We start from the raw sequence: 23,527 nt of genomic DNA on the forward strand, positions 1-23,527 counted from the left end.
ACAGCGGTGACGCAAACCGCGTGCTGGTCGCTGGTCATCGGCCCGGTGGACCGGTGTAAGGGCCCGTCCCGTGAGAATGAGCAAGCCAATACACAACGAAGAAGCAGGATACCTGTGGCGTGTCCACCCGGTCAAAACGGGTGCGCCACGACCACGGCATCCAGTTCTCCTCCCCACTTTACGTCCTCGCCACCCGCCTTTTTTTCAGGAGCGCGGCCGCTCGCACCGCACGGTGACGACCGCCGCACAGAAGGTGAGCGCCCGTCTCGCCCGCCGACGCGCCCGCGCGGAGCAGCAACGCGGCACGACCAGCAGCAGAAGGTCGTACGACGACCCCGGCACGCGGGTCCCCGAGAGCGCCGTCCCCACCACGATCTCGACGACAACCCCCCACAGACCGCCCGCGACCCTTCGTACCAACCACCCGGAGATGCCGTATTTGCCCGCGCTCATGGAGCGAACGCTAGGCCTTGCAGGGCTGGTTGAGACGGACCAGCACACCCCTCGGCCCGTCTAAACTGCGCCCCATGAGCTATGGGCAGGGGGGACCCCAGTCCCAGTGGGATCCCTGGAAACCGCAATCGCAGCAGCCCTGGAACAGCGGCAGCGACCAGACGCCGGACTGGGCGGCACTCGCCGAGGCGTCCGAGTCGCGCCACAAGCGGCGCCGGCTGTTGTTCATCGGCGGCGGCGCGCTCGCGACCGTCGCGGTGGGCGCCGCCGTGGCGGTGGCCGTCGTCTCCGCGAACGGCAACAACCAGGCGGCGAACGACCCGTCCTCCCAGTTGCCCGCGACGGCCGACATCCCGAGCGAGTCCGGCGCCCCCGCGCCGTCCTTCGCGCCGACCAGCGCGCCGCCGCCGCTGGACCCGAAGGACTTCATCTCCAGCAAGGCCAAGGACACCGCACCGCTGAGCGCGGCCGGTCTCTTCCCCGGCACCCAGCTGACCATGGGCGAGACCGTCTACAAGAAGGGGCCGACGGCCGACACCAAGAACTGCGGCTCGGCCGCCGCGCGGAGCCTGCCGAAGGTACTCAAGGCCAACGACTGCACCCGGCTGCTGCGCGTCACCTACACCAAGGACGGCATGGCCGTGACGGTGGGCGTTGCGGTCTTCGACACCGAGGCCCAGGCGGCCAAGGTCAAGGACCAGTCCGACAGCAAGAGCATCGTGAAGTCCCTGTCGGGCGGCGGCGTCAAGGCGTTCTGCAACGCCGCGGTCTGCCGCTCCACGACCAACTCCTACGGCCGCTACGCCTACTTCACCATCGCCGGCTTCACCAACGGCAACGACGTGACGCCCAAGGACACGGCGGTCTTCTCCACCGGCGACGACCTGGCCGAGTTCACCTTCCGTCAGATCCGCAGGAGGGGCGAGGCCCAAGCCTCCGCGGCGGCGAACGAGTAGACCGCCGCCGGGCGGCGCCCCGGGGTCAGCAGCAACCCGCGGACGGCAGCGACCGCTTGTTGCGCGCCTCCTTGTTGCGCGCGGCCAGCAGGTCGTCCGCCGGGTAGCCGACCTCCTCCAGCGTGAGCCCGTGCGGCCGTACGACATGCACCGCCGAGTCCCGGACGCCGGCGGCGAGCACCTTCCCCGGCCAGTCGGCCGGGCGGTGCCCGTCCCCCACGAACAGCAGGGCGCCTATCAGGGAGCGCACCATGTTGTGGCAGAAGGCGTCCGCCCGCACGGTCGCGGTGACGATCCCGTCGTCACCGCGCACCAGACTCAGCTCCTGCAGCGTGCGGATGGTCGTGGCGCCCTCCCGCTTCTTGCAGTAGGCGGCGAAGTCGTGCTCCCCGAGCAGCGCCCGGGCCGCCTCGTTCATCGCGTCGACGTCCAGCGGCCAGTCGTGCCACAGGACATGGCCCCGCAGCAGCGGGTCGACACCGCCGGGGTTGTCGGTGACCCGGTAGGCGTAGCGGCGCCAGACCGCCGAGAAACGGGCGTTGAAGCCGGCCGGGGCCTCGCGCAGGGCCCACACCCGCACATCCTTCGGCAGCCGTCCGGCGAGCCGCTTGAGCAGCTTCTCCTTCTGCTCCGCCCACACCTCACGGGGCAGATCGACGTGCGCCACCTGGCCCCGCGCGTGCACACCGGCGTCGGTCCGGCCGGCCACGGTCAGCTCGTACGTCGTGTGCCGCGTCCGCGTCACGGTCCGCAGGGCGTCCTCGATCTCCCCCTGCACGGTCCGCTTCCCACCGGCCTGCTTGGCCCAGCCGTGGAACTCGCCGCCGTCGTACGACAGATCGAGGCGGACACGCACGTCACCGGGTGCTGCTACATCACTCACGTACAGATCCTCTCAGCAACGAAAGAGCGGGCCCGCTCCTCGAAAGGAACGGGCCCGCAACGCCCTGAAGGGGCGCGGGGAACTGCGCGATCAGCCACCGCGAACCCGCAGCCACCGACGAACAGCCCCCGGCAGAACGCTTAAGCGTCCTTCGACTCCTCGGCGGGAGCCTCGGTGGCGTCCTCGGCCTTGGTCGTGTCGACCTTGGCCTCGGTGGCCTCCGTGGCCTCGGCGTCCTTGGCGGCACGCTTGGTGGCGGCCTCGGCCTCGCCCGTGGCCTGCTGCGCGACGGTCAGCGCCTCGACCAGCTCGATGACGGCCATGGGCGCGTTGTCGCCACGGCGGTTACCGATCTTGGTGATGCGGGTGTAGCCACCCGGACGGTTCTCGTAGCGCGGGCCGATCTCGGTGAAGAGCGTGTGGACGATGCTCTTGTCCGTGATGACCTGGAGCACCTGACGGCGGTTGTGAAGGTCGCCCTTCTTCGCCTTGGTGACCAGACGCTCGGCGTACGGACGCAGCTTGCGCGCCTTCGCCTCGGTGGTGGTGATACGGCCGTGCTCGAAGAGCGCCTTCGCGAGGTTCGCGAGGAGCAGCTTCTCGTGCGCGGCGCTGCCGCCCATACGGGCACCCTTGGTGGGCTTCGGCATTTTCCATCTCCTGTGTCTCTGCCCCGGCCGTATCAGGTACCGAGGTCAGTATCCGAGCGAGCGGTTGCCCGTCGGAGATCCGGAAGCAGGTCCGCAGGAGCGCTTCCGGAAGGGGCGCGGGGAACTGCGCGATCAAGCACAGCGCACCCGCACCCGAAAACGGACCGGCTGGCCCGAGGTCCTAGTACTGCTCGGTCTCCACGAAGCCCGCGTCCGCGTCGTCGTCCGCGCCGAAGGCGTCGGCGGCGGCGGTCGGGTCGAATCCGGGCGGGCTGTCCTTGAGGGCCAGGCCCATGCCGGCCAGCTTCGCCTTGACCTCGTCGATCGACTTCGCACCGAAGTTGCGGATGTCGAGCAGGTCGGCCTCGGAACGCGCCACGAGCTCACCCACGGAGTGGATGCCCTCGCGCTTGAGGCAGTTGTACGACCGAACGGTGAGCTCCAGCTCCTCGATCGGCAGTGCCAGATCGGCGGCGAGCGCGGCGTCCGTCGGGGACGGACCCATGTCGATGCCCTCGGCGTCGATGTTCAGCTCGCGGGCGAGACCGAACAGCTCGACCAGCGTCTTGCCGGCGGAGGCCATGGCGTCGCGCGGACGCATCGCCTGCTTGGTCTCGACGTCGACGATCAGCTTGTCGAAGTCGGTGCGCTGCTCGACACGCGTGGCCTCGACCTTGTACGTGACCTTGAGCACCGGCGAGTAGATGGAGTCGACCGGGATACGGCCGATCTCCTGGCCCACCTGCTTGTTCTGCACGGCGGAGACGTAACCGCGGCCGCGCTCGACCGTCAGCTCCATCTCCAGCTTGCCCTTGCCGTTGAGCGTGGCGAGGACGAGGTCGGGGTTGTGCACCTCGACACCGGCCGGGGGCGCGATGTCGGCGGCGGTGACCAGACCCGGGCCCTGCTTGCGCAGGTACATCACGACCGGCTCGTCGTGCTCCGAGGAGACGACCAGCTGCTTGATGTTGAGGATCAGGTCGGTGACGTCCTCCTTGACGCCCGGCACGGTGGTGAACTCGTGCAGCACGCCGTCGATGCGGATGGACGTGACCGCCGCACCCGGGATCGAGGACAGGAGGGTCCGGCGCAGGGAGTTGCCGAGGGTGTAGCCGAAGCCCGGCTCCAGCGGCTCGATCACGAACCGGGAGCGGAATTCGTCGACGACCTCTTCGGTCAACGAGGGACGCTGAGCGATCAGCATGTTGCGTTCCTTCTGTCAGGGGCGCCCGCTATTTGACGCCCTGAGCCACCGGGCGGTAGCCCGATGTCGATTTCCTACAAGGGTACGGGCGATACGACCCGAAGGAGTCGTACCGCCCGAAAACCTCGGACCAAGCGGCCCGCGCGAAGATCAGACGCGGCGGCGCTTGGGCGGACGGCAGCCGTTGTGCGGGGTCGGGGTGACGTCCTGGATGGAGCCGACCTCGAGACCGGTCGCCTGGAGCGAACGGATGGCGGTCTCACGACCGGAACCCGGGCCCTTGACGAACACGTCGACCTTGCGCATGCCGTGCTCCTGGGCGCGGCGGGCAGCCGACTCGGCGGCCATCTGCGCGGCGAACGGCGTGGACTTGCGGGAGCCCTTGAAGCCGACGTGGCCGGCGGAGGCCCAGGAGATCACGTTGCCCGAGGGGTCCGTGATCGAGACGATCGTGTTGTTGAACGTGCTCTTGATGTGCGCGTGGCCGTGAGCGACGTTCTTCTTTTCCTTGCGGCGCACCTTCTTGGCAGCGCCCTGACGTCCCTTGGGGGGCATCTCTTACTCCTACGGGAGGTGGTCGGTCCTACAGCGAAGACCGCTGGACGGCGAGTCCGCTGCGGACTACTTCTTGCCCGGCTTCTTCTTGCCGGCGATGGCGCGACGCGGGCCCTTGCGGGTGCGGGCGTTGGTGCTGGTGCGCTGACCGCGGACCGGCAGGCCGCGGCGGTGACGCAGACCCTGGTAGCAGCCGATCTCGACCTTGCGGCGGATGTCGGCCTGGATCTCGCGACGGAGGTCACCCTCGGTCTTGATGTTGCTGTCGACGTACTCGCGGATCGCGACGAGCTGCTCTTCGCTCAGGTCGCGGACGCGGGTGTTCGGGTCGATGCCCGTGGCGGCCAGCGTCGCCTGCGAGAGGGTCCGGCCGATGCCGAACACGTAGGTGAGGGCGACCTCCACGCGCTTTTCGCGCGGGATGTCGACACCGGAAACGCGTGCCATTCAATGGCTCCTGGTGATCTTCGGAGGTCTTCCGCAGGACCGGTTCCCAGCCGCCGTATCAGGTACGAACTGGGTCCCCGGCCTCCGACCGGGGGTGTCGAGCCGCACGACGGCTCGGGCCCTGCGTATGAACATATTCAGCTCGCGTCGCGCGAATCTCTGCGAAAGAGGTGCAGAGGGAGAGGTCCTGCGGTCAGCCCTGGCGCTGCTTGTGGCGCGGGTTGTCGCAGATGACCATGACCCGGCCGTGACGGCGGATCACCCTGCACTTGTCGCAGATCTTCTTGACGCTCGGCTTGACCTTCATGGGGTGAGGTTCTCCGGGTCAGTTGCCGACGGCCCCGCGTACGCACACGGGGCGAGGGCAAGATCTACTTGTACCGGTAGACGATCCGGCCACGCGTGAGGTCGTACGGAGACAGCTCCACCACGACCCGGTCGTCAGGGAGGATGCGGATGTAGTGCATGCGCATCTTGCCGCTGATGTGTGCCAGGACCTGGTGGCCGTTCTGGAGCTCGACCTTGAACATGGCGTTCGGCAGAGACTCGACGACAGTGCCCTCGATCTCGATGGCACCTTGCTTCTTGGCCACGCTTCGCCCTTCGGAATCGACTACCTTGATCGACCCCTGGACTTTTCCCTTACGGGCGCATGCAGACATGCGGGTACACAAGAGCCGACGAGTCAGTCTACGACAGCGCACCCGGAAAGACGAATCGAGGCAGTCTGCCCCAAGCCCATGATCATTATGCGACGGGATCCGGCGCCGCCGTGATCCCGTACTCCGCGAGCTTCGCCTTGCCGCCGTCGGGGGCCGTCAGGACCAGGGGGCCTTCTTCGGTCAGGGCGATGGAGTGTTCCCAGTGGGAGGACCAGGTGCCGTCGGTGGTGATGACCGTCCAGTCGTCCTTGAGGACCTCGGTGCGCGGGGTGCCCAGCGACACCATCGGCTCGATGGCCAGGCAGAACCCGGGAACCAGCTTCGCGCCCTTGCCCCGCCGCCGGTCGACGTAGTTCAGCAGGTGCGGGTCCATGTGCATCTCGGTGCCGATGCCGTGGCCGCCGTAGTCCTCGATGATCCCGTAGCGGCCGCCGCCGGGCTTCGGCTGGCGGCGGATGTACGTCTCGATGGCCCGGGAGACGTCGACCAGCCGGTTGCCCTGCTTCATCGCCGCGATGCCCGCCCACATCGACTCCTCGGTCACCCGCGACAGCTCGATGAGCTCCGGAGCGTGACCGGAGCCCACGAACGCCGTGTAGGCCGCGTCGCCGTGCCAGCCGTCGACCACGGCGCCGCAGTCGACGGAGATGATGTCGCCGTCCTTGAGGACGACGTCCTCGGACGGGATGCCGTGCACGACGACCTCGTTCACCGAGGTGCAGATGGTCGCGGGGAAACCGCCGTACCCCAGGAAGTTCGACTTCGCCCCGTGCTCCGCGAGCACCTTGCGCGCGACCTCGTCCAGATCCTTCGTGCTGGCCCCGGGCACCGCCGCCGCACGCGTGGCCGCGTGGATGGCGGCGACGACCAGCCCGGCCTCACGCATCTTGGCGATCTGCTCGGGACTCTTGATCTGCACCATGAGGACGACGGCCTTTCTTGGACCGGGAGGGGACGGACTTCTTCCACGATACGGGGCGGTCGCGCCGGTCCCACCCCACGCAGCGGCCGCGGTCCCCTCAGGGGGAACCGCGGCCGCCGACCACGTACGACGAACGACTACTGACCGTCGTCCTCGCGCTTGAGCGCCTCCAGCGCACGCCCCGTGACCTCGTCGACCGCACCCATCGCGGAGATGGTGACGACCAGCCCCTGCGCCTTGTAGTAGTCGATGATCGGCTCGGTCTGCGTGTGGTAGACCTCCAGCCGCTTGCGCACGGTCTCCTCGGTGTCGTCGTCCCGCTGGTAGAGCTCGCCGCCGCAGACGTCGCAGACGCCCTCCTGCTTCGGCGCGCTGTACGTCACGTGGAAGACGTGCGCGGAGTCCTTGCGGCAGATGCGCCGCCCGGCGATCCGCTTGACGACCTCGGTCTCGGGCGCCTCCAGGTCGAGCACGGCGTCCAGGGTGATGCCCTCGCTCCGGAGCAGCTCGTCCAGCGCCTCGGCCTGCGAGACGTTGCGCGGGAAACCGTCCAGCAGGAAGCCGTTCTCGGCGTCCGGCTGCTCCATGCGGTCCTTCGCCATGGCGATGGTGACCTCGTCCGGCACCAGGTTGCCGGCGTCCATGTAGGACTTCGCCAGCTTGCCGAGCTCCGTCTGCCGACTGATGTTGGCGCGGAACAGGTCGCCCGTGGAGATGTGCGGGATCGACAGCTTCTCGGCAAGGCGAGTGGCCTGCGTACCCTTACCGGCACCCGGCGGGCCGACGAGGACGATTCGCATCAGCGGAGGAACCCTTCGTAATTGCGCTGCTGGAGCTGGCTCTCGATCTGCTTCACCGTCTCGAGACCGACACCCACGATGATCAGGATGCTGGTACCACCGAACGGGAAGTTCTGGTTTGCCCCGAAACCAACCAACGCCATCGTCGGCACGAGAGCGATCAGACCCAGATACAGCGAACCCGGCCAGGTGATCCGGTTGAGTACGTAACTCAGGTACTCAGCGGTCGGTCGGCCAGCCCGGATGCCCGGGATGAAGCCACCATACTTCTTCATGTTGTCGGCGACTTCCTCGGGGTTGAAGGAGATCGCCACGTAGAAGAACGCGAAGAAAACAATGAGCAAGAAGTACAGAGTGATGTAAATCGGGTGGTCGCCCTGGACCAGGTGACCCTCGATCCAGCTCTTCCAGCCGGAGTTCCCGCTGGAGAACTGCGCGATCAGCGCCGGGATGTAGAGCAGCGACGAGGCGAAGATGACGGGGATCACACCCGCCTGGTTCACCTTGAGCGGGATGTAGGTGGACGTACCGCCGTAGGCGCGGCGGCCGATCATGCGCTTGGCGTACTGCACCGGGATCCGGCGCTGGGCCTGCTCGACGAAGACCACCAGGCCGACCATGAACAGGCCGACGAGGATGACCGTGCCGAACTCGATCCAGCCGTCGGCCAGTGTGCCCTGCTGCTTGATGGCCCACAGGGCGGACGGGAAGGTGGCGGCGATCGAGATGAACATCAGGATCGACATGCCGTTGCCGATGCCGCGGTCGGTGATGAGCTCACCGAGCCACATCACGACGGCCGTACCGGCGGTCATGACGATCACCATGGTGATGGTGACGAAGATCGACTGGTCGGGGACGATCTGGCCGGCGACCGGGCAGCCCTGGAACAGGGCGCCGCTGCGGGCGGTGGCGACGAGGCCGGTGCCCTGCAGGATGGCGAGCGCCACGGTCAGGTAGCGGGTGTACTGCGTGATCTTCGCCGTACCCGCCTGCCCCTCCTTCTTGAGGGCCTCGAGGCGGGGGATCACCACCGTCAGGAGTTGCAGGATGATGCTCGCGGTGATGTAGGGCATGATGCCGAGCGCGAAGATCGTGATCTGCAGCAGGGCGCCGCCGCTGAACATGTTGACCAGACCGAACAGACCCTGGTTGCCCTTGGCTACGTCGATACAGGTCTGGACGTTCTGGTAGTCGACGCCCGGAATCGGGATGTGTGTACCGACTCGGTACACCACAATGATGCCGAGCGTGAAGAGCAGCTTCTTGCGCAGGTCGGGCGTCTTGAACGCCCGGGCGAACGCGGTGAGCACGGTGCCTCCTGCGACCCCCGCGCGTCTGCGTCAAGGGTGACGGTCTTGAGGTTCCAATAGAACAACGACATGGATAACGGTCAACTGCCGCTCAAAGTGCCCGACGTGCGACAGCTGTGAAAGTTGGCAGTGCAGGCCACCTTACCCGCGCGACTGCCACCCTTGGAACGACCAACCGGGGATACCCCATTTGTGGGGTATCCCCGGTCGGGATCGCTCAAGTCATCGAGGCGCCTGTTGTGTTCAGACGAGCTCGGTGACGGTACCGCCGGCGGCGGTGATCTTCTCCTTGGCGGAGCCGGAGACGGCGTCGACCGTCACCTGCAGCGCCACGGAGATCTCGCCCTGGCCGAGGACCTTGACGAGGCTGTTCTTGCGAACGGCACCCTTGGCCACCAGACCCTCGACGGTGACCTCGCCACCCTCGGGGTAGAGCGCGGCCAGCTTGTCGAGGTTCACGACCTGGAACTCGGTCTTGAACGGGTTCTTGAAGCCCTTCAGCTTCGGAAGACGCATGTGGAGGGGCATCTGGCCACCCTCGAAGCGCTCCGGAACCTGGTAACGAGCCTTCGTACCCTTGGTACCACGACCGGCCGTCTTACCCTTCGACGCCTCACCACGACCCACACGGGTCTTGGCGGTCTTGGCGCCCGGGGCGGGACGGAGGTTGTGGATCTTGAGCGGGTTGTTCTCCGCCATGATCAGTCGACCTCCTCGACCGTCACGAGGTGGCGGACGGTGTGCACCATGCCGCGGAACTCGGGGCGGTCCTCCTTGACGACCTGCGTGTTGATGCCCTTGAGACCAAGGGAACGCAGGGTGTCACGGTGGTTCTGCTTGCTGCCGATGTAGGACTTGACCTGCGTAATCTTGAGCTGCGCCATGATTACGCACCCGCCCCGGCACGTGCACGGAGAAGAGCCGCGGGGGCGACGTCCTCGAGCGGCAGACCACGGCGGGCCGCGATCTCCTCGGGACGCTGCAGACCCTTCAGGGCCTCCACGGTCGCGTGCACGATGTTGATCGCGTTGTCGGAGCCGAGCGACTTCGACAGCACGTCGTGGATACCGGCGCACTCGAGCACGGCACGCACCGGACCACCGGCGATCACACCGGTACCGGGCGACGCGGGCTTCAGGAGCACGACGCCGGCAGCCTTCTCACCCTGGATGGGGTGCGGGATGGTGCCCTGGATACGGGGGACCTTGAAGAAGTGCTTCTTGGCCTCCTCAACACCCTTGGCGATGGCGGCCGGCACCTCCTTGGCCTTGCCGTAACCGACACCCACGGTGCCGTCACCGTCGCCCACCACGACCAGCGCGGTGAAGCTGAAGCGACGACCACCCTTCACAACCTTGGCGACGCGGTTGATCGCGACAACGCGCTCAACGTACGCGGTCTTCTCGGCGGCAGCTGCGCCGCCGTCACGGCCCTTCCGGTCCCGCCGCTCGCCGCCACCGGCACCGCCACCGCGGCGCTGGGGTCCAGCCATTGGAATTACCTCTCTCTTTTTTCCGCTAGCTACGCAGTGACATCAGTCGCTGCGCGACGGGGACTCAGAACTTGAGTCCGGCTTCGCGGGCGGCGTCCGCCAGGGCGGCGATGCGCCCGGCGTACTGGTTGCCACCACGGTCGAACACGACGGCCTCGACGCCCGCAGCCTTGGCGCGCTCGGCGACCAGGGCGCCGACCTGCTTGGCCTGCGTGGACTTGTCGGCCTCGCCACCGCGCACCGAGGTGTCCAGGGTGGACGCGGACGCCAGGGTGTGACCCTTGATGTCGTCGATCACCTGGGCCACGATGTGGCGGTTGGAGCGGGTAACGACCAGACGGGGACGCTCCGCCGTACCGGCGATCCGCTTGCGGATCCGGATGTGACGGCGCTTGATCGCGGCGCGCTTGTAGGCGTCGCCCTTGAGGATCTTCTGTCCGTATGCCATGGCTTACTTACCCGCCTTTCCGACCTTGCGGCGGATGACTTCGCCCTCGTACTTGACGCCCTTGGCCTTGTACGGGTCGGGCTTGCGCAGCTTGCGGATGTTGGCCGCAACCTCGCCGACCTTCTGCTTGTCGATGCCCTCGACCGAGAAACGGGTCGGGTTCTCCACCTTGAAGGAGATGCCCTCGGGGGCCTCGACCACGATCGGGTGGCTGTAGCCGAGCGCGAACTCGAGGTTCGAGCCCTTGGCGGTCACGCGGTAACCGACACCACTGATCTCGAGCTTCTTCACGTAACCCTGGGTCACGCCGGTGATCATGTTCGCCACCAGCGTGCGGGACAGGCCGTGGAGGGCCTTGTTCTGACGCTCGTCGTTCGGGCGGGTGACGTTCAGAACGCCGTCCTCACCCTTGACGATCTCGATCGGTGCCACGACGGTGTGGGTCAGCTCGCCCTTGGGGCCCTTGACCTTGACCGTACGGCCGTCGATGGTGACGTCCACGCCGGCGGGAACCGCGATGGGGAGCTTGCCGATGCGCGACATAGCTGTTTCCTCCGTTCCCTTCCGTTACCAGACGTAGGCGAGAACTTCTCCGCCTACGCCCTTCTTGCCGGCCTGCTTGTCGGTGAGAAGCCCGTGCGACGTGGAGATGATCGCCACGCCGAGGCCGCCGAGCACCTTCGGCAGGTTGGTGGACTTCGCGTAGACCCGGAGACCGGGCTTGGAGATCCGCTTGATGCCCGCGATGGAGCGCTCACGGTTGGGGCCGAACTTCAGCTCCAGGACGAGGTTCTTGCCGACCTCGGCGTCCTCGACCTTCCAGCCCGTGATGAAGCCCTCCTGCTGGAGGATCTCCGCGATGTGCGACTTGATCTTCGAGTGCGGCATCGCCACGGTGTCGTGGTACGCCGAGTTCGCGTTCCGCAGACGCGTAAGCATGTCTGCGATCGGATCAGTCATGGTCATGAATTGGCCTTCGGCCTCTCTCGCCGGGGTTTCCTGGTGCGCCATCCCTCTCCCCGATCCGAGACGGGACGGGTGCGGCGCGGTGGACCTACGGCGTAGTAAGTCGTACGGGCGGCAGACGCCCAACCCCGCAAGCCTAATGCATGCGGAGAAGGGCCCCTGCCGACCCAGATGCTTACCGAGAGCTTCAGGAATCCCCTCTTACGGGAATTACCAGGAGCTCTTGGTCACGCCCGGCAGCTCGCCACGGTGAGCCATCTCACGAAGGCACACGCGGCACAGGCCGAACTTGCGGTACACGGAGTGCGGACGGCCGCAGCGCTGGCAGCGGGTGTAGCCACGCACACCGAACTTGGGCTTGCGAGCAGCCTTAGCGATCAGAGCCTTCTTCGCCATCTCGCTCACGCCTCCTTGAACGGGAAGCCGAGGTGACGAAGGAGCGCGCGGCCCTCAGCGTCGTTGGTCGCCGTGGTGACCACGGTGATGTCCATACCCCGGACGCGGTCGATCTTGTCCTGGTCGATCTCGTGGAACATGACCTGCTCCGTGAGACCGAAGGTGTAGTTGCCACGGCCGTCGAACTGCTTGGGGGACAGACCACGGAAGTCGCGGATGCGCGGCAGCGCGAGCGACAGGGTGCGGTCCAGGAACTCCCACATGCGGTCGCCACGGAGCGTGACGTGGGCACCGATCGGCTGTCCCTCACGCAGCTTGAACTGCGCGATGGACTTGCGGGCCTTGGTGACGGCCGGCTTCTGACCGGTGATCGTGGTGAGGTCGCGGATGGCGCCCTCGATCAGCTTGGAGTCGCGGGCGGCGTCGCCCACACCCATGTTGACCACGATCTTGACGAGGCCGGGGATCTGCATGACGTTCTCGTAGGAGAACTCCTCACGCAGCTTGCCCGCGATCTCCTCGCGGTACTTCGTCTTCAGACGCGGAGTGGTGGTGGTAGCCATCAGATGTCCTCACCCGTCCGCTTGGCAACGCGGATCTTGTTGCCCTCGTCGTCGAAGCGGTAACCGACGCGGGTCACGACCTTGTTGCCGTCCTTCTCCACGACGAGCTGAACATTGCTCACGTGAATGGGGGCTTCGGTGGTGATGATGCCGCCGGCCTGCGAACCGCGAGCCGTGGGACCGGCCTTGGTGTGCTTCTTGACCCGGTTGACACCCTCGACCAGGACACGCTCGTCGCGCGGGTAAGCGGCAATGACCTTGCCCTGCTTGCCCTTGTCCTTGCCGGTGATGACCTGGACCAGGTCGCCCTTCTTGATCTTCATGCTTACAGCACCTCCGGCGCGAGCGAGATGATCTTCATGAACTTCTTCTCGCGCAGCTCACGGCCGACGGGGCCGAAGATACGGGTGCCGCGAGGGTCGCCGTCGTTCTTCAGAATGACGGCGGCGTTCTCGTCGAAGCGGATGTACGAGCCGTCCGGACGGCGGCGCTCCTTGACGGTGCGAACGATGACCGCCTTGACGACGTCACCCTTCTTCACGTTGCCACCGGGGATCGCGTCCTTGACGGTGGCGACGATGACGTCACCGATACCCGCGTAGCGGCGACCGGAGCCACCGAGCACACGGATGCAAAGGATCTCCTTCGCACCAGTGTTGTCGGCGACACGCAGTCGCGACTCCTGCTGGATCACGTCTATCTCCTGGTTGTCTGCCGGTTCCCGGGGCGGGCGCGCAGGACGCGCCCGCCCCGAGCCTGGCGGAACGATGCCTAGGGGGTCCCCCTAGGAGGGATTACTTGGCCTTCTCGAGGATCTCGACGACGCGCCAGCGCTTCGTCGCGGACAGCGGCCGGGTCTCCATGAGGAGGACACGGTCGCCGACACCCGCGGCGTTCTGCTCGTCGTGCGCCTTGAGCTTGTTCGTACGGCGGATGACCTTGCCGTACAGCGCGTGCTTGACGCGGTCCTCGACGGCGACGACGACGGTCTTGTCCATCTTGTCGCTGACGACAAGACCCTCACGGGTCTTGCGGAAGCCGCGCGCTTCTGCGTTCTCAGTCACGTTCTTCTCGCTCATCAGGCGTTCTCCACCGTCTCGATGCCGAGCTCACGCTCACGCATGAGGGTGTAGATCCGGGCGATGTCCTTGCGGACCGCCTTGAGACGGCCATGGTTCTCGAGCTGGCCGGTCGCCGCCTGGAAGCGGAGATTGAACAGCTCTTCCTTGGCCTCGCGGAGCTTCGCCAGAAGCTCCTCGTTGCCCAGCTCGCGCAGCTCGGACGCCTTGGTACCGGCCGACATCACGCTTCACCTGCCTCGCGCTTGACGATCCGGCACTTCATCGGCAGCTTGTGGGCCGCACGGGTCAGCGCCTCACGGGCGATCTTCTCGTTGGGGTACGACAGCTCGAACATGACCCGACCCGGGTGCACGTTCGCGACCCACCACTCCGGAGAACCCTTACCGGAACCCATGCGGGTCTCGGCGGGCTTCTTGGTGAGGGGGCGGTCCGGGTAGATGTTGATCCAGACCTTGCCGCCACGCTTGATGTGGCGGGTCATCGCGATACGGGCCGCCTCGATCTGGCGGTTGGTCACGTACGCCGGAGTCATGGCCTGGATGCCGTACTCGCCGAACGCAACCGTCGTACCACCCTTGGCCATACCGCGGCGCTTCGGGTGGTGCTGCTTGCGGTGCTTGACCCTACGGGGGATCAGCATGTCGGTCAGGCCTCCGTTCCGGTGCTCTCAGCCGGAGCGGCAGCCGCGGGGGCCTCGGCCTTGGGGGCCTCGGCACCAGCAGCCTGCTGCGGCTTGCGACCGCGCCCGCCACGCTCGCCGCCACGGCCACCACGGGCCGGGCGGTCGGCGCCGCCGCCACCGCGAGCCGGGCGGTTACCCGCACGGGCGGCAGCGTTCTCGGCACGGACCTCGGCGATGTTCTTGACATCGCCCTTGTAGATCCAGACCTTCACGCCGATGCGGCCGAAGGTCGTCTTGGCCTCGAAGAAGCCGTAGTCCACGTTCGCGCGGAGCGTGTGCAGGGGCACGCGGCCCTCGCGGTAGAACTCCGAGCGGGACATCTCGGCGCCGCCGAGGCGGCCACCGCACTGGATCTTGATGCCCTTGGCGCCGGCCTTCATGGCGGACTGCATGCTCTTGCGCATGGCCCGACGGAAGGAGACGCGGGAGGAGAGCTGCTCGGCGACGGCCTGGGCGACCAGCTGAGCATCCGTCTCGGGGTTCTTGACCTCGAGGATGTTCAGCTGGACCTGCTTGCCGGTCAGCTTCTCCAGGTCGCCGCGGATGCGGTCGGCCTCGGCGCCACGGCGGCCGATGACGATGCCCGGGCGAGCGGTGTGGATGTCGACGCGGACGCGGTCACGGGTGCGCTCGATCTCCACCTTCGAGATGCCGGCGCGCTCCATGCCGGACGTCATCATCCGACGGATGGCGACGTCTTCCTTGACGTAGTCCTTGTACAGCTTGTCGGCGTACCAACGGGACTTGAAGTCCGTCGTGACACCGAGGCGGAACCCATGCGGGTTAACCTTCTGGCCCATTACCGGGTTCCTTCCTTGCTGCTGACGACCACGGTGATGTGGCTGGTCCGCTTGCGGATCCGGTAGGCACGGCCCTGGGCACGCGGCCGGAACCGCTTCAGGGTCGGGCCCTCGTCGACGTACGCCTCGGAAATGAAGAGGCTGTCGGCGTCGGTGTGGTCGTAGTTGTGCGCGGCGTTGGCAATGGCGCTGTCGAGCACCTTGCCGACCGGTACGGAGGCGGCCTGCGGAGCGAATCGCAGGACCGCCTGGGCCTCCGTGGCATCCATGCCACGGATGAGGTCCACCACACGGCGGGCCTTCATGGGCGTGACGCGGATGTACCGCGCCTGGGCCCTGGCTTCCATGGTTGTCCCTTTCAGGTTTCTTTGTCTGAATGCGATCCGCGTTAGCGGCGCTTCGACTTCCGGTCGTCCTTGACGTGGCCCCGGAAGGTGCGCGTCGGCGAGAACTCGCCGAGCTTGTGGCCGACCATCGACTCGGTGACGAACACCGGGATGTGGGTCTTGCCGTTGTGCACCGCGAGCGTGTGGCCGAGCATGGCCGGCACGATCATCGAGCGACGGGACCAGGTCTTGATGACGTTCTTGGTGCCGGCTTCGTTCTGGGCGTCCACCTTCTTGAGCAGGTGGTCGTCGACGAAGGGCCCCTTCTTCAAGCTACGAGGCATCTCAACCCGTCCTTAGCGCTTCTTGTTCGTCTTGCGGCGGCGGACGATGTACTTGTTCGACGCCTTCTTGGGCGAACGAGTACGGCCTTCCTTCTTGCCCCACGGGGACACGGGGTGACGACCACCGGAGGTCCGGCCCTCACCACCACCGTGCGGGTGGTCCACCGGGTTCATGACCACACCACGGACGGTCGGGCGAACGCCCAGCCACCGCTTGCGGCCCGCCTTGCCCCAGTTGATGTTCGACTGCTCGGCGTTGCCGACCTCGCCGACGGTGGCGCGGCAGCGCACGTCGACCAGGCGGATCTCTCCGGACGGCATGCGCAGGTGGGCCATCGAGCCCTCCTTCGCGAGCAGCTGCACGGAGGCACCGGCGGAGCGGGCGAACTTGGCGCCGCCACCGGGACGGAGCTCGATCGCGTGGATCGTGGTACCGACCGGGATGTTGCGCAGCGCCAGGTTGTTGCCCGGCTTGATGTCGGCCCCGGGGCCGTTCTCGACGCGGTCACCCTGCTGCAGGTTGCGCGGGGCGAGGATGTAGCGCTTCTCGCCGTCGGCGTAGTGCAGCAGCGCGATGCGCGCGGTGCGGTTGGGGTCGTACTCGATGTGCGCGACCTTCGCCGGCACGCCGTCCTTGTCGTGACGACGGAAGTCGATCACTCGGTAGGCGCGCTTGTGTCCGCCACCCTGGTGGCGAACGGTCACACGACCGGCGTTGTTACGGCCGCCCTTGCTGTGCAGCGGGCGGACCAGCGACTTCTCCGGCGTGGACCGCGTGACCTCGACGAAGTCGGCGACGCTGGAGCCACGACGGCCCGGAGTCGTCGGCTTGTACTTGCGGATTCCCATTTCTCAGTCCTCGTCCGATATCGGACGATCCGGACCTCCGTCAGGAGGTCGGACCGCCGAAGATGTCGATACGGTCGCCCTCGGCGAGGGTCACGATCGCGCGCTTGGTGCCGGCACGCTGACCGAAACCGGTCTTGGTGCGCTTGCGCTTGCCCTGGCGGTTGATCGTGTTCACGCCGGTGACCTTGACCGAGAAGACCGCCTGGACGGCCTGCTTGATCTGGGTCTTGTTGGCGTTCGGGGCCACGATGAACGTGTACTTGCCCTCGTCGAGAAGCGCGTAGCTCTTCTCGGACACGACCGGCTTGAGCAGGACGTCACGGGGGTCCGTGAAGGCCTTGCTCGCCGGGGTGACGACGGTGTTCTTGCCCTCGGCCTCGTGGCGACGCGCCTTGGCGACGCGCGCGGCCTTGGCGGCCTTGGCCGCCTTGGAGGCGATGCTCGGGTGACGCGTAGCCATCAGGCCTCGCTCCCTTCGGTGTCGGTGGCCTTCGGGCCGGACACGAAGGACTCGAAGGCGGCCTGGGTGAAGACCACGTCGTCCGAGACGAGAACGTCGTACGTGTTCAGCTGGCCCGGCTCCAGGATGTGGACCTGGGGCAGGTTGCGGGCGGACAGCCACGCGGCCTCGTCGGCGCGGTCGACGACCAGGAGCAGGTTCTTGCGCTCCGAGATCTTGCCGAACAGCGTCCGGGCGGCCTTCGTCGACGGGTTCTCACCCTCGACGACGCCGGAGACGACGTGGATGCGGTTGTGGCGGGCCCGGTCGGTGAGGGCGTGACGCAGCGCGGCAGCCTTCATCTTCTTCGGGGTCCGCTGCGAGTAGTCACGCGGCTGCGGGCCGTGGACGACGCCACCACCGGCGAACTGCGGCGCACGGGTCGAGCCCTGACGGGCGCGGCCGGTGCCCTTCTGGCGGTACGGCTTCCTGCCGCCACCACGGACTTCACCGCGGGTCTTGGTCTTGTGCGTGCCCTGGCGGGCAGCGGCCAGCTGCGCGACGACGACCTGGTGGATCAGCGGGATGCTGACCTTCTCAACGCCGAAGATCTCCGCGGGGAGCTCGACGGAACCGGCCTTGTCGCCCGCCGGCGAAAGGATGTCAACAGTGCTCATCGGTTACCTCAGGCCCCCTTGGCCGCGGTGCGGACCAGGACGAGGCCGCCGTTCGGACCGGGAACCGCGCCCTTGATGAGCAGCAGACCCTTCTCCGCGTCAACGGCGTGGACGGTCAGGTTCTGGGTGGTGACCCGCTCGTTGCCCATGCGACCCGCCATGCGGAGGCCCTTGAACACGCGGCCCGGGGTGGCACAGCCACCGATGGAACCGGGCGAGCGGTGCTTGCGCTGGGTGCCGTGTCCGGCGCCGAGGCCACGGAAGTTGTGGCGCTTCATGACACCGGCGAAGCCCTTGCCCTTGCTCTTGCCGGTCACGTCGACCTTCACGCCGGCCTCGAACACCTCAGCGGTGATCTCCTGGCCCAGCGTGTACTCGGAGGCGTCCGCGGTGCGGATCTCGACGAGGTGGCGACGGGGGGTGACGTCGGCCTTGGCGAAGTGGCCCTTGAGGGGCTTGTTCACCTTGCGCGGGTCGATCTCGCCGAACGCGATCTGGACGGACTCGTAGCCGTCGGCGTCGTTCGTACGGACCTGGGTGACGACGTTGGGCCCGGCCTTGACGACGGTGACGGGAACAACGCGGTTGTTCTCGTCCCACACCTGCGTCATGCCGAGCTTCTCGCCCAGGATGCCCTTGATCTGCTTAGCCATCTCTCAGATCACCGGCCTCAGAGCTTGATCTCGATGTCGACACCGGCCGGGAGGTCGAGTCGCATCAGAGAGTCAACGGTCTTGGGAGTCGGGTCGAGGATGTCGATCAGGCGCTTGTGCGTGCGCATCTCGAAGTGCTCGCGCGAGTCCTTGTACTTGTGCGGCGACTTGATGACGCAGTACACGTTCTTCTCAGTGGGCAGCGGCACCGGGCCCGCGACCGACGCACCAGTGCGGGTCACCGTCTCGACGATCTTCTTCGCCGAGGAGTCGATGACCTCGTGGTCGTAGGCCTTGAGCCGGATGCGGATCTTCTGTCCCGCCATGGCTACTTCGCAGTCCTGTCTCTAACAGCTCTGGAACCCGGTGTTCCTGTTCTCTTCTCCGACCCACGCGGTCGGGCGTGTCGCGGTCTCGCTGACACAGATGTCCCTTGATCGAACATCCCTGCGGGATCGCACACAGCCCTGCCGGAACCGTGAACCGGGGGCGAGAGGCCCACCGGGTGCCTGGCCGGTGCCGCACTGACACTTCCCGGAAGATTCCCGTACGTCCGCCCCCCATGGGGACGACGAGTACTGTGGGACTCGCTTCCGGTCCTCCCGGCGGGAGGCGCGCAGCATCAACACTCGACCGAGCAACTCGGACAGTCTGCCATATGGGGCAGTGCCGACGCCAATCGAGCCGGAGAGAATACCCCGGGCGTGACGCAGGTCAAACCCCGGTCCGGGGCGCCGGCGCCGCTCAGTCCGACTCCCACGCCCGCCGTCGCGGCAGCGCCCAGAACAACGCGCCCAGGACCAGGGCCACCGCGGCGGGCACCAGCAGGAGCACTGCCGGGCGCACCGCCTCGCGGAGCAGCCAGGCGCCCATCAGGCCCCCGACGAACATCGCGCCGACCGACACGAGGCGACGGCCCTCGGTGCGCGGGCCGTCGCCGATGCGGCGGTCGGCGGCCGGGACGAGCCCGCCGAGGAACGCCGTGAGCGCCCGTGTGGAGACCGTGGTCGGCACGTCCGGGACCTGTACCCGCATGGTGGTGACGTTGCGTACGCCCATGGCCGCCGCCACCAGGGCGATCACGACCAGGTGGCGGCCGGTGCCACGGCCGGCGCCCGGGTCGTCGGCGCCGATGTGCCACGCGAGAAGGCCGCCGCAGGCGAGGAGCAGCGCCTCGGTGATCAGGCCGGGCACGAGCCAGCGGCGGCCATGGACGTCCACGTAGGCCTCGAACAGGGAGCCGGCCACCGCGCCGGCCATGAAGCCGACGACGGAGACCCCCGCGGCGGCCGGGGAGAGTTCGGCGGCGCCGATGAGCGCGAAGGCGAGGAAGAGCAGGTTGCCGGTCTGCACGGCGGTGAAGGCCGGGCCCAGCACGAGGAAGCTGACGGCCTCGATCATGCCGGTCACCAGGGTGAGCAGCACCATGGCCGAGGTCAGCCCGACGCCCGCCCTGGGCTTCATGCGGGAGTCCGCTTCATACCGGGACCGTACGTCGCGAACGGCGCGTCGGCCCTGCGCTGCCGCGGGCCGCTACGCCGATCAGGTGCGGCCCCCGCCAGGGGCCCCGGCGCCGCCCCGGGCGAACCGGTCGGGCGGACGGCTGTCTTCCGCGACCGGCGTGACGTGATCATGGTCGGCATGTCGACCACTTCCCGGCGCGGCCTGCTCGCCGCCCTCGCGGCCTCGGCCGCCTCCGTCCCGCTCGGCGCTCTCGCCACCGCCCCGGCACGGGCCGCCGAACCGGCCCACGCCGTCGAGCCGTTCGCCGCGCCCGCCGATCCGGGTCCGGCCCGATCCTCGGTGGCGATGCCGCCGCTGGACGCCTCCTACTTCACGCAGGTGACGCTGGCCACGCCGCTCACCGCGACCGTGCTGCCGGGGACCCCGGCCCGCACCGAGGTGACCTCGGTGGGCCGGCGCGTCGCGCTGCTGACGCACGGGGCCCGGACCGTCGTTCTGCCCGGCCCGGAGCGGACGTTCACGGAGGACAAGAAGCCCTTCGCCGACGACTTCGGACGTACGCTGCAGGGCTCCTGGGGCAACTCCCCCGGCGGCGGGAGCTGGTCCACGCTCGGCCCGGCCGACGGGGACTACTCGGTGCAGCCGGGCACCGGTGTCATCGCCCTGACCACGGACTACGCCAGCCGGCACGCGACCGTGCGGGACGGTGAGCTCACGGACGTGGACGTCCGCTGCGTGGCCCGGTTCGACAAGGTGCCCACCGGCCAGGCCTGCTCCTACGGGCTGTCGTTCGGCTACCAGGACACCCACAACAACTACCGGGCCCGGCTCTCCTTCCTCACCACCGGCGCGGTCGAACTGCGGGTCGAGAAGGAGGTCGCCGACGCGGTCACCCAGCTGACCACCGCCGTCACCCTCGCCACCGGCGTCCCCGCGGGCACCGACTGGACGATCCGGGTACGCCGCGAGGGCACCCGTATCCGCGTGAAGGCCTGGCGCTCGGCCGGCACGGAGCCCTCCGCCTGGACGGCCGACGTCACCGACCCCGCCTTCGGCAAGGGGCGGGTCGGCCTGCGCGCGCTCGCAGGCGACGGCTGCACCAACCTGCCGGTCAGGCTGCTCGTCGGCCACTTCGAGGTGAGCGCCGCGCGGTGGGCGGCACCGCCGACGGTCACCCATCGCGACTGGGTGCGCGTACTGCCGGAGCCCTTCGACGGGACCTGGACGCCCGAGGTCGAGGAAACGGTCCGCGGCTGGGCCGGTTCGACCGCGCCGGACGTCCTGGCGCACGCGGCGATGTTCCTCACCGGCGCTCCCGCGGTCACCGCCGGCTCCGGACCGGCCGAGGGCAGGCAGGTCCTCGGCGAATCCGGGTACGGCTACCTGGACCCGCAGGGCAACCGCTACGAGGGGGCGGACTTCCACGAGTACATGAACCTTGGCTGGACCTTCCCCGACGGCACCCACACCGGCCCGTCCACCCGGCAGGTGGGCAATCTGGACTGCTCGGGCTACACGCGGATGGTGTACGGCTTCCACATGGGCCTGCCGCTGGCCGCGGGCGAGGACACCTCCGGCACCCGGATACCGCGCAGGTCCCGTGACATGGCCGACCACGCGCCCGGCGTCCGGGTCGACCGCACCGACGGGACGAAGCCGCCCGCCGCGTCCCAGCTCCAGCCCGGCGACCTGGTCCTGTTCAACGCCGACTCCGGCGACGACAACGCCACGGTCACGGTCGACCACGTCGGGATCTACCTCGGCAAGGACACGGCGGGCGGCCGCCGCTTCCTCTCCAGCCGCAAGACGGTCGACGGACCGACGATGTCCGACCTCGGCGGCGCGTCGCTCCTGGACGGCACGGGCACGTACGCGACCACCCTGCACACGGTCCACCGCCTCTGACCCGGCGCGGCCGGCCACGTATCAGATGACCCCTTGGGCGATCATCGCCTCCGCCACCCGCTCGAAGCCCGCGATGTTCGCGCCCGTCACGTAGTCGCCGGGGCTGCCGTAGCGGGCGGCGGTCTCACGGCAGGTGGTGTGGATGTCGGTCATGACGCGGGCGAGTTCCTCCTCGACGCGGGCCGCGGGCCAGGCCGTACGGGAGGCGTTCTGGGCCATCTCCAGGGCGCTGACCGCCACGCCACCGGCGTTCGCCGCCTTGGCGGGGCCGAAGGCGACCCCGGCCTGCCGGAACAGCTGGACGGCACCCGGGGTCGCCGGCATGTTCGCGCCCTCCGAGACCGCCTTCACGCCGTTGCGGATCAGGGCCGCGGCGTCCTTCTCGTCGAGTTCGTTCTGGGTCGCGGACGGCAGGGCGACGTCGGCCGGAACCTCCCAGACCCGGCCGTCCGACACGAACCGCGCGGAGGCGCCACGGCGTTGCGCGTAGGTGGCGATCCGGGCCCGCTCGACCTCCTTGACCTGCCGCAGCAGCTCCAGGTCGACACCCTTCTCGTCGACCACGTAACCGGAGGAGTCCGAGCAGGTGAGCGGGTTGGCGCCGAGGGCCGTCAGCTTCTCGACGGTGTGGATCGCGACGTTCCCTGAGCCCGACACCACCACGGTCTGGCCCTCCAGGTCCTCCCCGCGCTCCCGCAGCATCGCCGCCGTGAACAGGACGTTCCCGTACCCCGTCGCCTCCGGGCGGATCAGCGAGCCGCCCCAGCCCGGGCCCTTGCCGGTGAGCACGCCGGCCTCCCAGCGGTTGGTGATACGGCGGTACTGGCCGAAGAGGTAGCCGATCTCCCGGCCGCCGACGCCGATGTCACCCGCCGGCACGTCCGTGTGCGCGCCGATGTGGCGGTGCAGTTCCGTCATGAAGGACTGGCAGAACCGCATGACCTCCGCGTCGCTGCGCCCCCGCGGGTCGAAGTCGCTGCCGCCCTTTCCGCCGCCGATGCCGAGGCCGGTCAGCGCGTTCTTGAAGACCTGTTCGAAGCCCAGGAACTTGACGATGCCGAGATTCACCGAGGGGTGGAAGCGCAGACCGCCCTTGTACGGGCCGAGGGCGCTGTTGAACTCCACGCGAAAGCCCCGGTTGACGTGGACCCGGCCCCGGTCGTCCTGCCACGGCACCCGGAAGACGATCTGCCGCTCCGGCTCGCACAGCCGTTCCACCAGCCCGGCCTCGGCGTACTCCGGGTGCTCCGCCAGCACGGGTGCCAGCGTGTCCAGCACCTCGGCGACGGCCTGGAGGAACTCCGGCTGTGCGGGGTTGCGGTCCTCGATCTCCGCGCGGAGGCGGTTCAGCGTGTCCGTCGTCCTGCTCTCGTCGCGTCGCTTCGTCACGGGCTCCCTTTCATCCGGTTCCTCCGGCACGACCGCTGGTACGGCCTGCCCGACCCGCGCGTTCAGGACGCACGAGGCCTGCTGCATGCCAGGGATACCCGATCCCACGCCGAAAGACCGCCCCAAGCCCGCCCCAACCGGCCTGTACCAACCTCCTGCCCCCGCTCCTCCCCGCCCGCGGTGACCGAACCGCGGCAGGAGGCGGCG

General features: G+C 68.1%; 36 protein-coding genes. 2 read left to right on the plus strand and 34 right to left on the minus strand.

The window, feature by feature from the left end:
- Window positions 1-204: 204 nt before the first annotated feature.
- The gene (locus ACZ7LV_RS22735) at window positions 205-453 is read right to left on the minus strand and encodes a hypothetical protein (RefSeq protein ID WP_471941689.1); all 249 of its coding nucleotides are present in this window, start codon (window positions 451-453) and stop codon (window positions 205-207) included.
- Between the two features lie 74 nt (window positions 454-527).
- Between ACZ7LV_RS22735 and ACZ7LV_RS22740 the strand changes: the two genes are divergently transcribed.
- On the plus strand, window positions 528-1,409 hold the full coding sequence (locus ACZ7LV_RS22740) for a hypothetical protein (protein ID WP_471941691.1): 882 nt from the start codon (window positions 528-530) through the stop codon (window positions 1,407-1,409).
- A gap of 25 nt (window positions 1,410-1,434) precedes the next feature.
- Here ACZ7LV_RS22740 and truA read toward each other — a convergent pair whose 3' ends face one another.
- From truA to ACZ7LV_RS22900, 32 genes are all read right to left on the minus strand, one after another.
- Window positions 1,435-2,292 (minus strand): tRNA pseudouridine(38-40) synthase TruA, encoded by an 858-nt coding sequence (gene truA / locus ACZ7LV_RS22745; protein WP_471941692.1) that lies wholly within the window; start codon window positions 2,290-2,292, stop codon window positions 1,435-1,437.
- A 140-nt stretch (window positions 2,293-2,432) separates the two neighbouring features.
- Window positions 2,433-2,942: a 50S ribosomal protein L17 gene (rplQ, locus tag ACZ7LV_RS22750; protein WP_401679778.1), complete on the minus strand. Its 510-nt coding sequence runs from the start codon at window positions 2,940-2,942 to the stop codon at window positions 2,433-2,435.
- A gap of 181 nt (window positions 2,943-3,123) precedes the next feature.
- Complete coding sequence (locus ACZ7LV_RS22755) at window positions 3,124-4,146, minus strand: DNA-directed RNA polymerase subunit alpha (protein WP_003966937.1); 1,023 nt, start codon at window positions 4,144-4,146, stop codon at window positions 3,124-3,126.
- A 150-nt stretch (window positions 4,147-4,296) separates the two neighbouring features.
- Entirely contained in the window at window positions 4,297-4,701 is a 405-nt protein-coding gene (rpsK, locus tag ACZ7LV_RS22760; protein ID WP_003956432.1) for a 30S ribosomal protein S11, read from the minus strand.
- 66 nt (window positions 4,702-4,767) lie between these two features.
- Window positions 4,768-5,148 carry a 30S ribosomal protein S13 gene (gene rpsM / locus ACZ7LV_RS22765; RefSeq protein WP_164587875.1) on the minus strand — a complete coding sequence of 127 codons (381 nt, stop codon included), beginning with the start codon at window positions 5,146-5,148 and terminating at the stop codon, window positions 4,768-4,770.
- Between the two features lie 193 nt (window positions 5,149-5,341).
- Window positions 5,342-5,455, minus strand: a complete 114-nt coding sequence (gene rpmJ / locus ACZ7LV_RS22770; protein WP_003974245.1) for a 50S ribosomal protein L36 — start codon at window positions 5,453-5,455, stop codon at window positions 5,342-5,344.
- Window positions 5,456-5,519: 64 nt separating this feature from the next.
- Window positions 5,520-5,741 (minus strand): translation initiation factor IF-1, encoded by a 222-nt coding sequence (gene infA, locus ACZ7LV_RS22775; RefSeq protein ID WP_003948620.1) that lies wholly within the window; start codon window positions 5,739-5,741, stop codon window positions 5,520-5,522.
- A 154-nt stretch (window positions 5,742-5,895) separates the two neighbouring features.
- A complete protein-coding gene (gene map / locus ACZ7LV_RS22780) occupies window positions 5,896-6,732 on the minus strand; it encodes a type I methionyl aminopeptidase (protein ID WP_471941694.1) in 837 nt (278 codons plus the stop codon).
- 137 nt (window positions 6,733-6,869) lie between these two features.
- The gene (locus ACZ7LV_RS22785) at window positions 6,870-7,532 is read right to left on the minus strand and encodes an adenylate kinase (RefSeq protein WP_401679772.1); all 663 of its coding nucleotides are present in this window, start codon (window positions 7,530-7,532) and stop codon (window positions 6,870-6,872) included.
- Window positions 7,532-8,845: a preprotein translocase subunit SecY gene (gene secY / locus ACZ7LV_RS22790; RefSeq protein ID WP_471941696.1), complete on the minus strand. Its 1,314-nt coding sequence runs from the start codon at window positions 8,843-8,845 to the stop codon at window positions 7,532-7,534. The genes ACZ7LV_RS22785 and secY overlap by 1 nt, the downstream gene beginning before the upstream one ends.
- Window positions 8,846-9,088: 243 nt before the next feature.
- The gene (gene rplO, locus ACZ7LV_RS22795; protein WP_003974249.1) at window positions 9,089-9,544 is read right to left on the minus strand and encodes a 50S ribosomal protein L15; all 456 of its coding nucleotides are present in this window, start codon (window positions 9,542-9,544) and stop codon (window positions 9,089-9,091) included.
- Window positions 9,545-9,546: 2 nt separating this feature from the next.
- Window positions 9,547-9,729 (minus strand): 50S ribosomal protein L30, encoded by a 183-nt coding sequence (gene rpmD, locus ACZ7LV_RS22800; RefSeq protein ID WP_003974250.1) that lies wholly within the window; start codon window positions 9,727-9,729, stop codon window positions 9,547-9,549.
- 2 nt (window positions 9,730-9,731) lie between these two features.
- On the minus strand, window positions 9,732-10,337 hold the full coding sequence (gene rpsE, locus ACZ7LV_RS22805; RefSeq protein ID WP_009190144.1) for a 30S ribosomal protein S5: 606 nt from the start codon (window positions 10,335-10,337) through the stop codon (window positions 9,732-9,734).
- Window positions 10,338-10,401: 64 nt separating this feature from the next.
- Window positions 10,402-10,785 carry a 50S ribosomal protein L18 gene (gene rplR, locus ACZ7LV_RS22810; protein WP_471941697.1) on the minus strand — a complete coding sequence of 128 codons (384 nt, stop codon included), beginning with the start codon at window positions 10,783-10,785 and terminating at the stop codon, window positions 10,402-10,404.
- A 3-nt stretch (window positions 10,786-10,788) separates the two neighbouring features.
- Window positions 10,789-11,328: a 50S ribosomal protein L6 gene (gene rplF / locus ACZ7LV_RS22815; protein ID WP_365451861.1), complete on the minus strand. Its 540-nt coding sequence runs from the start codon at window positions 11,326-11,328 to the stop codon at window positions 10,789-10,791.
- 24 nt (window positions 11,329-11,352) lie between these two features.
- The gene (rpsH, locus tag ACZ7LV_RS22820; protein WP_015658459.1) at window positions 11,353-11,751 is read right to left on the minus strand and encodes a 30S ribosomal protein S8; all 399 of its coding nucleotides are present in this window, start codon (window positions 11,749-11,751) and stop codon (window positions 11,353-11,355) included.
- 210 nt (window positions 11,752-11,961) lie between these two features.
- On the minus strand, window positions 11,962-12,147 hold the full coding sequence (locus ACZ7LV_RS22825) for a type Z 30S ribosomal protein S14 (protein WP_003948630.1): 186 nt from the start codon (window positions 12,145-12,147) through the stop codon (window positions 11,962-11,964).
- 5 nt (window positions 12,148-12,152) lie between these two features.
- On the minus strand, window positions 12,153-12,710 hold the full coding sequence (gene rplE / locus ACZ7LV_RS22830; protein ID WP_030788262.1) for a 50S ribosomal protein L5: 558 nt from the start codon (window positions 12,708-12,710) through the stop codon (window positions 12,153-12,155).
- A complete protein-coding gene (gene rplX, locus ACZ7LV_RS22835; RefSeq protein ID WP_401679762.1) occupies window positions 12,710-13,033 on the minus strand; it encodes a 50S ribosomal protein L24 in 324 nt (107 codons plus the stop codon). The genes rplE and rplX overlap by 1 nt, the downstream gene beginning before the upstream one ends.
- A 2-nt stretch (window positions 13,034-13,035) precedes the next feature.
- Window positions 13,036-13,404 carry a 50S ribosomal protein L14 gene (gene rplN, locus ACZ7LV_RS22840; RefSeq protein WP_003998823.1) on the minus strand — a complete coding sequence of 123 codons (369 nt, stop codon included), beginning with the start codon at window positions 13,402-13,404 and terminating at the stop codon, window positions 13,036-13,038.
- Window positions 13,405-13,504: 100 nt separating this feature from the next.
- Window positions 13,505-13,789 (minus strand): 30S ribosomal protein S17, encoded by a 285-nt coding sequence (gene rpsQ, locus ACZ7LV_RS22845; protein WP_018543912.1) that lies wholly within the window; start codon window positions 13,787-13,789, stop codon window positions 13,505-13,507.
- A complete protein-coding gene (rpmC, locus tag ACZ7LV_RS22850; protein ID WP_007494763.1) occupies window positions 13,789-14,013 on the minus strand; it encodes a 50S ribosomal protein L29 in 225 nt (74 codons plus the stop codon). The genes rpsQ and rpmC overlap by 1 nt, the downstream gene beginning before the upstream one ends.
- Window positions 14,013-14,432 carry a 50S ribosomal protein L16 gene (gene rplP / locus ACZ7LV_RS22855; RefSeq protein ID WP_005313579.1) on the minus strand — a complete coding sequence of 140 codons (420 nt, stop codon included), beginning with the start codon at window positions 14,430-14,432 and terminating at the stop codon, window positions 14,013-14,015. Before rplP ends, rpmC begins: the two co-directional genes overlap by 1 nt.
- Before the next feature lie 5 nt (window positions 14,433-14,437).
- Window positions 14,438-15,274 (minus strand): 30S ribosomal protein S3, encoded by an 837-nt coding sequence (gene rpsC / locus ACZ7LV_RS22860; RefSeq protein ID WP_471941699.1) that lies wholly within the window; start codon window positions 15,272-15,274, stop codon window positions 14,438-14,440.
- A complete protein-coding gene (gene rplV, locus ACZ7LV_RS22865) occupies window positions 15,274-15,621 on the minus strand; it encodes a 50S ribosomal protein L22 (protein ID WP_003974262.1) in 348 nt (115 codons plus the stop codon). Before rplV ends, rpsC begins: the two co-directional genes overlap by 1 nt.
- Window positions 15,622-15,662: 41 nt before the next feature.
- On the minus strand, window positions 15,663-15,944 hold the full coding sequence (rpsS, locus tag ACZ7LV_RS22870; protein WP_356692142.1) for a 30S ribosomal protein S19: 282 nt from the start codon (window positions 15,942-15,944) through the stop codon (window positions 15,663-15,665).
- Window positions 15,945-15,956: 12 nt separating this feature from the next.
- The gene (gene rplB / locus ACZ7LV_RS22875; protein WP_217143312.1) at window positions 15,957-16,793 is read right to left on the minus strand and encodes a 50S ribosomal protein L2; all 837 of its coding nucleotides are present in this window, start codon (window positions 16,791-16,793) and stop codon (window positions 15,957-15,959) included.
- A gap of 40 nt (window positions 16,794-16,833) precedes the next feature.
- Window positions 16,834-17,253 carry a 50S ribosomal protein L23 gene (gene rplW, locus ACZ7LV_RS22880; protein ID WP_471941702.1) on the minus strand — a complete coding sequence of 140 codons (420 nt, stop codon included), beginning with the start codon at window positions 17,251-17,253 and terminating at the stop codon, window positions 16,834-16,836.
- A complete protein-coding gene (gene rplD, locus ACZ7LV_RS22885) occupies window positions 17,253-17,909 on the minus strand; it encodes a 50S ribosomal protein L4 (RefSeq protein ID WP_471941703.1) in 657 nt (218 codons plus the stop codon). The genes rplW and rplD overlap by 1 nt, the downstream gene beginning before the upstream one ends.
- Window positions 17,910-17,917: 8 nt before the next feature.
- Window positions 17,918-18,562: a 50S ribosomal protein L3 gene (rplC, locus tag ACZ7LV_RS22890; RefSeq protein WP_107465881.1), complete on the minus strand. Its 645-nt coding sequence runs from the start codon at window positions 18,560-18,562 to the stop codon at window positions 17,918-17,920.
- A 17-nt stretch (window positions 18,563-18,579) separates the two neighbouring features.
- A complete protein-coding gene (gene rpsJ, locus ACZ7LV_RS22895; RefSeq protein ID WP_003948644.1) occupies window positions 18,580-18,888 on the minus strand; it encodes a 30S ribosomal protein S10 in 309 nt (102 codons plus the stop codon).
- A gap of 418 nt (window positions 18,889-19,306) precedes the next feature.
- Window positions 19,307-20,026: a YoaK family protein gene (locus ACZ7LV_RS22900; RefSeq protein WP_471941705.1), complete on the minus strand. Its 720-nt coding sequence runs from the start codon at window positions 20,024-20,026 to the stop codon at window positions 19,307-19,309.
- Window positions 20,027-20,203: 177 nt separating this feature from the next.
- On the opposite strand from ACZ7LV_RS22900, the gene ACZ7LV_RS22905 reads away from it, so the two are divergent.
- Window positions 20,204-21,931, plus strand: coding sequence for an NlpC/P60 family protein (locus ACZ7LV_RS22905; RefSeq protein ID WP_471941707.1), 1,728 nt, complete (start codon window positions 20,204-20,206; stop codon window positions 21,929-21,931).
- Between the two features lie 21 nt (window positions 21,932-21,952).
- Here ACZ7LV_RS22905 and gdhA read toward each other — a convergent pair whose 3' ends face one another.
- On the minus strand, window positions 21,953-23,350 hold the full coding sequence (gene gdhA, locus ACZ7LV_RS22910; protein ID WP_471941964.1) for an NADP-specific glutamate dehydrogenase: 1,398 nt from the start codon (window positions 23,348-23,350) through the stop codon (window positions 21,953-21,955).
- Between the last annotated feature and the right edge of the window lie 177 nt (window positions 23,351-23,527).

It is taken from the genome of Streptomyces sp. NPDC107562, from assembly GCF_055657325.1.

Excerpts from the sequence above, each read along its gene's own strand:
- ACZ7LV_RS22735 (WP_471941689.1), bottom strand. The coding sequence starts at position 453 with ATGAGCGCGGGCAAATACGGCATCTCCGGGTGGTTGGTACGAAGGGTC.
- ACZ7LV_RS22905 (WP_471941707.1), top strand. The coding sequence starts at position 20,204 with ATGTCGACCACTTCCCGGCGCGGCCTGCTCGCCGCCCTCGCGGCCTCG.
- rplO (WP_003974249.1), bottom strand. The coding sequence starts at position 9,544 with ATGGCGGAGAACAACCCGCTCAAGATCCACAACCTCCGTCCCGCCCCG.
- rplF (WP_365451861.1), bottom strand. The coding sequence starts at position 11,328 with ATGTCGCGCATCGGCAAGCTCCCCATCGCGGTTCCCGCCGGCGTGGAC.
- map (WP_471941694.1), bottom strand. The coding sequence starts at position 6,732 with ATGGTGCAGATCAAGAGTCCCGAGCAGATCGCCAAGATGCGTGAGGCC.
- rpsJ (WP_003948644.1), bottom strand. The coding sequence starts at position 18,888 with ATGGCGGGACAGAAGATCCGCATCCGGCTCAAGGCCTACGACCACGAG.
- rpmJ (WP_003974245.1), bottom strand. The coding sequence starts at position 5,455 with ATGAAGGTCAAGCCGAGCGTCAAGAAGATCTGCGACAAGTGCAGGGTG.
- rplB (WP_217143312.1), bottom strand. The coding sequence starts at position 16,793 with ATGGGAATCCGCAAGTACAAGCCGACGACTCCGGGCCGTCGTGGCTCC.
- ACZ7LV_RS22900 (WP_471941705.1), bottom strand. The coding sequence starts at position 20,026 with ATGAAGCCCAGGGCGGGCGTCGGGCTGACCTCGGCCATGGTGCTGCTC.
- rpsC (WP_471941699.1), bottom strand. The coding sequence starts at position 15,274 with ATGGGCCAGAAGGTTAACCCGCATGGGTTCCGCCTCGGTGTCACGACG.
- ACZ7LV_RS22785 (WP_401679772.1), bottom strand. The coding sequence starts at position 7,532 with ATGCGAATCGTCCTCGTCGGCCCGCCGGGTGCCGGTAAGGGTACGCAG.
- rplQ (WP_401679778.1), bottom strand. The coding sequence starts at position 2,942 with ATGCCGAAGCCCACCAAGGGTGCCCGTATGGGCGGCAGCGCCGCGCAC.
- rplW (WP_471941702.1), bottom strand. The coding sequence starts at position 17,253 with ATGGCTACGCGTCACCCGAGCATCGCCTCCAAGGCGGCCAAGGCCGCC.
- rpsS (WP_356692142.1), bottom strand. The coding sequence starts at position 15,944 with ATGCCTCGTAGCTTGAAGAAGGGGCCCTTCGTCGACGACCACCTGCTC.
- rpsE (WP_009190144.1), bottom strand. The coding sequence starts at position 10,337 with ATGGCTGGACCCCAGCGCCGCGGTGGCGGTGCCGGTGGCGGCGAGCGG.
- ACZ7LV_RS22825 (WP_003948630.1), bottom strand. The coding sequence starts at position 12,147 with ATGGCGAAGAAGGCTCTGATCGCTAAGGCTGCTCGCAAGCCCAAGTTC.
- rplP (WP_005313579.1), bottom strand. The coding sequence starts at position 14,432 with ATGCTGATCCCCCGTAGGGTCAAGCACCGCAAGCAGCACCACCCGAAG.
- rpmD (WP_003974250.1), bottom strand. The coding sequence starts at position 9,729 with ATGGCGCAGCTCAAGATTACGCAGGTCAAGTCCTACATCGGCAGCAAG.
- ACZ7LV_RS22755 (WP_003966937.1), bottom strand. The coding sequence starts at position 4,146 with ATGCTGATCGCTCAGCGTCCCTCGTTGACCGAAGAGGTCGTCGACGAA.
- rpsQ (WP_018543912.1), bottom strand. The coding sequence starts at position 13,789 with ATGAGCGAGAAGAACGTGACTGAGAACGCAGAAGCGCGCGGCTTCCGC.
- rpsK (WP_003956432.1), bottom strand. The coding sequence starts at position 4,701 with ATGCCCCCCAAGGGACGTCAGGGCGCTGCCAAGAAGGTGCGCCGCAAG.
- rplD (WP_471941703.1), bottom strand. The coding sequence starts at position 17,909 with ATGAGCACTGTTGACATCCTTTCGCCGGCGGGCGACAAGGCCGGTTCC.
- ACZ7LV_RS22740 (WP_471941691.1), top strand. The coding sequence starts at position 528 with ATGAGCTATGGGCAGGGGGGACCCCAGTCCCAGTGGGATCCCTGGAAA.
- rplX (WP_401679762.1), bottom strand. The coding sequence starts at position 13,033 with ATGAAGATCAAGAAGGGCGACCTGGTCCAGGTCATCACCGGCAAGGAC.
- rplR (WP_471941697.1), bottom strand. The coding sequence starts at position 10,785 with ATGGCATACGGACAGAAGATCCTCAAGGGCGACGCCTACAAGCGCGCC.
- rpmC (WP_007494763.1), bottom strand. The coding sequence starts at position 14,013 with ATGTCGGCCGGTACCAAGGCGTCCGAGCTGCGCGAGCTGGGCAACGAG.
- rpsM (WP_164587875.1), bottom strand. The coding sequence starts at position 5,148 with ATGGCACGCGTTTCCGGTGTCGACATCCCGCGCGAAAAGCGCGTGGAG.
- rplC (WP_107465881.1), bottom strand. The coding sequence starts at position 18,562 with ATGGCTAAGCAGATCAAGGGCATCCTGGGCGAGAAGCTCGGCATGACG.
- rplV (WP_003974262.1), bottom strand. The coding sequence starts at position 15,621 with ATGGAAGCCAGGGCCCAGGCGCGGTACATCCGCGTCACGCCCATGAAG.
- rplE (WP_030788262.1), bottom strand. The coding sequence starts at position 12,710 with ATGGCTACCACCACCACTCCGCGTCTGAAGACGAAGTACCGCGAGGAG.
- rpsH (WP_015658459.1), bottom strand. The coding sequence starts at position 11,751 with ATGACCATGACTGATCCGATCGCAGACATGCTTACGCGTCTGCGGAAC.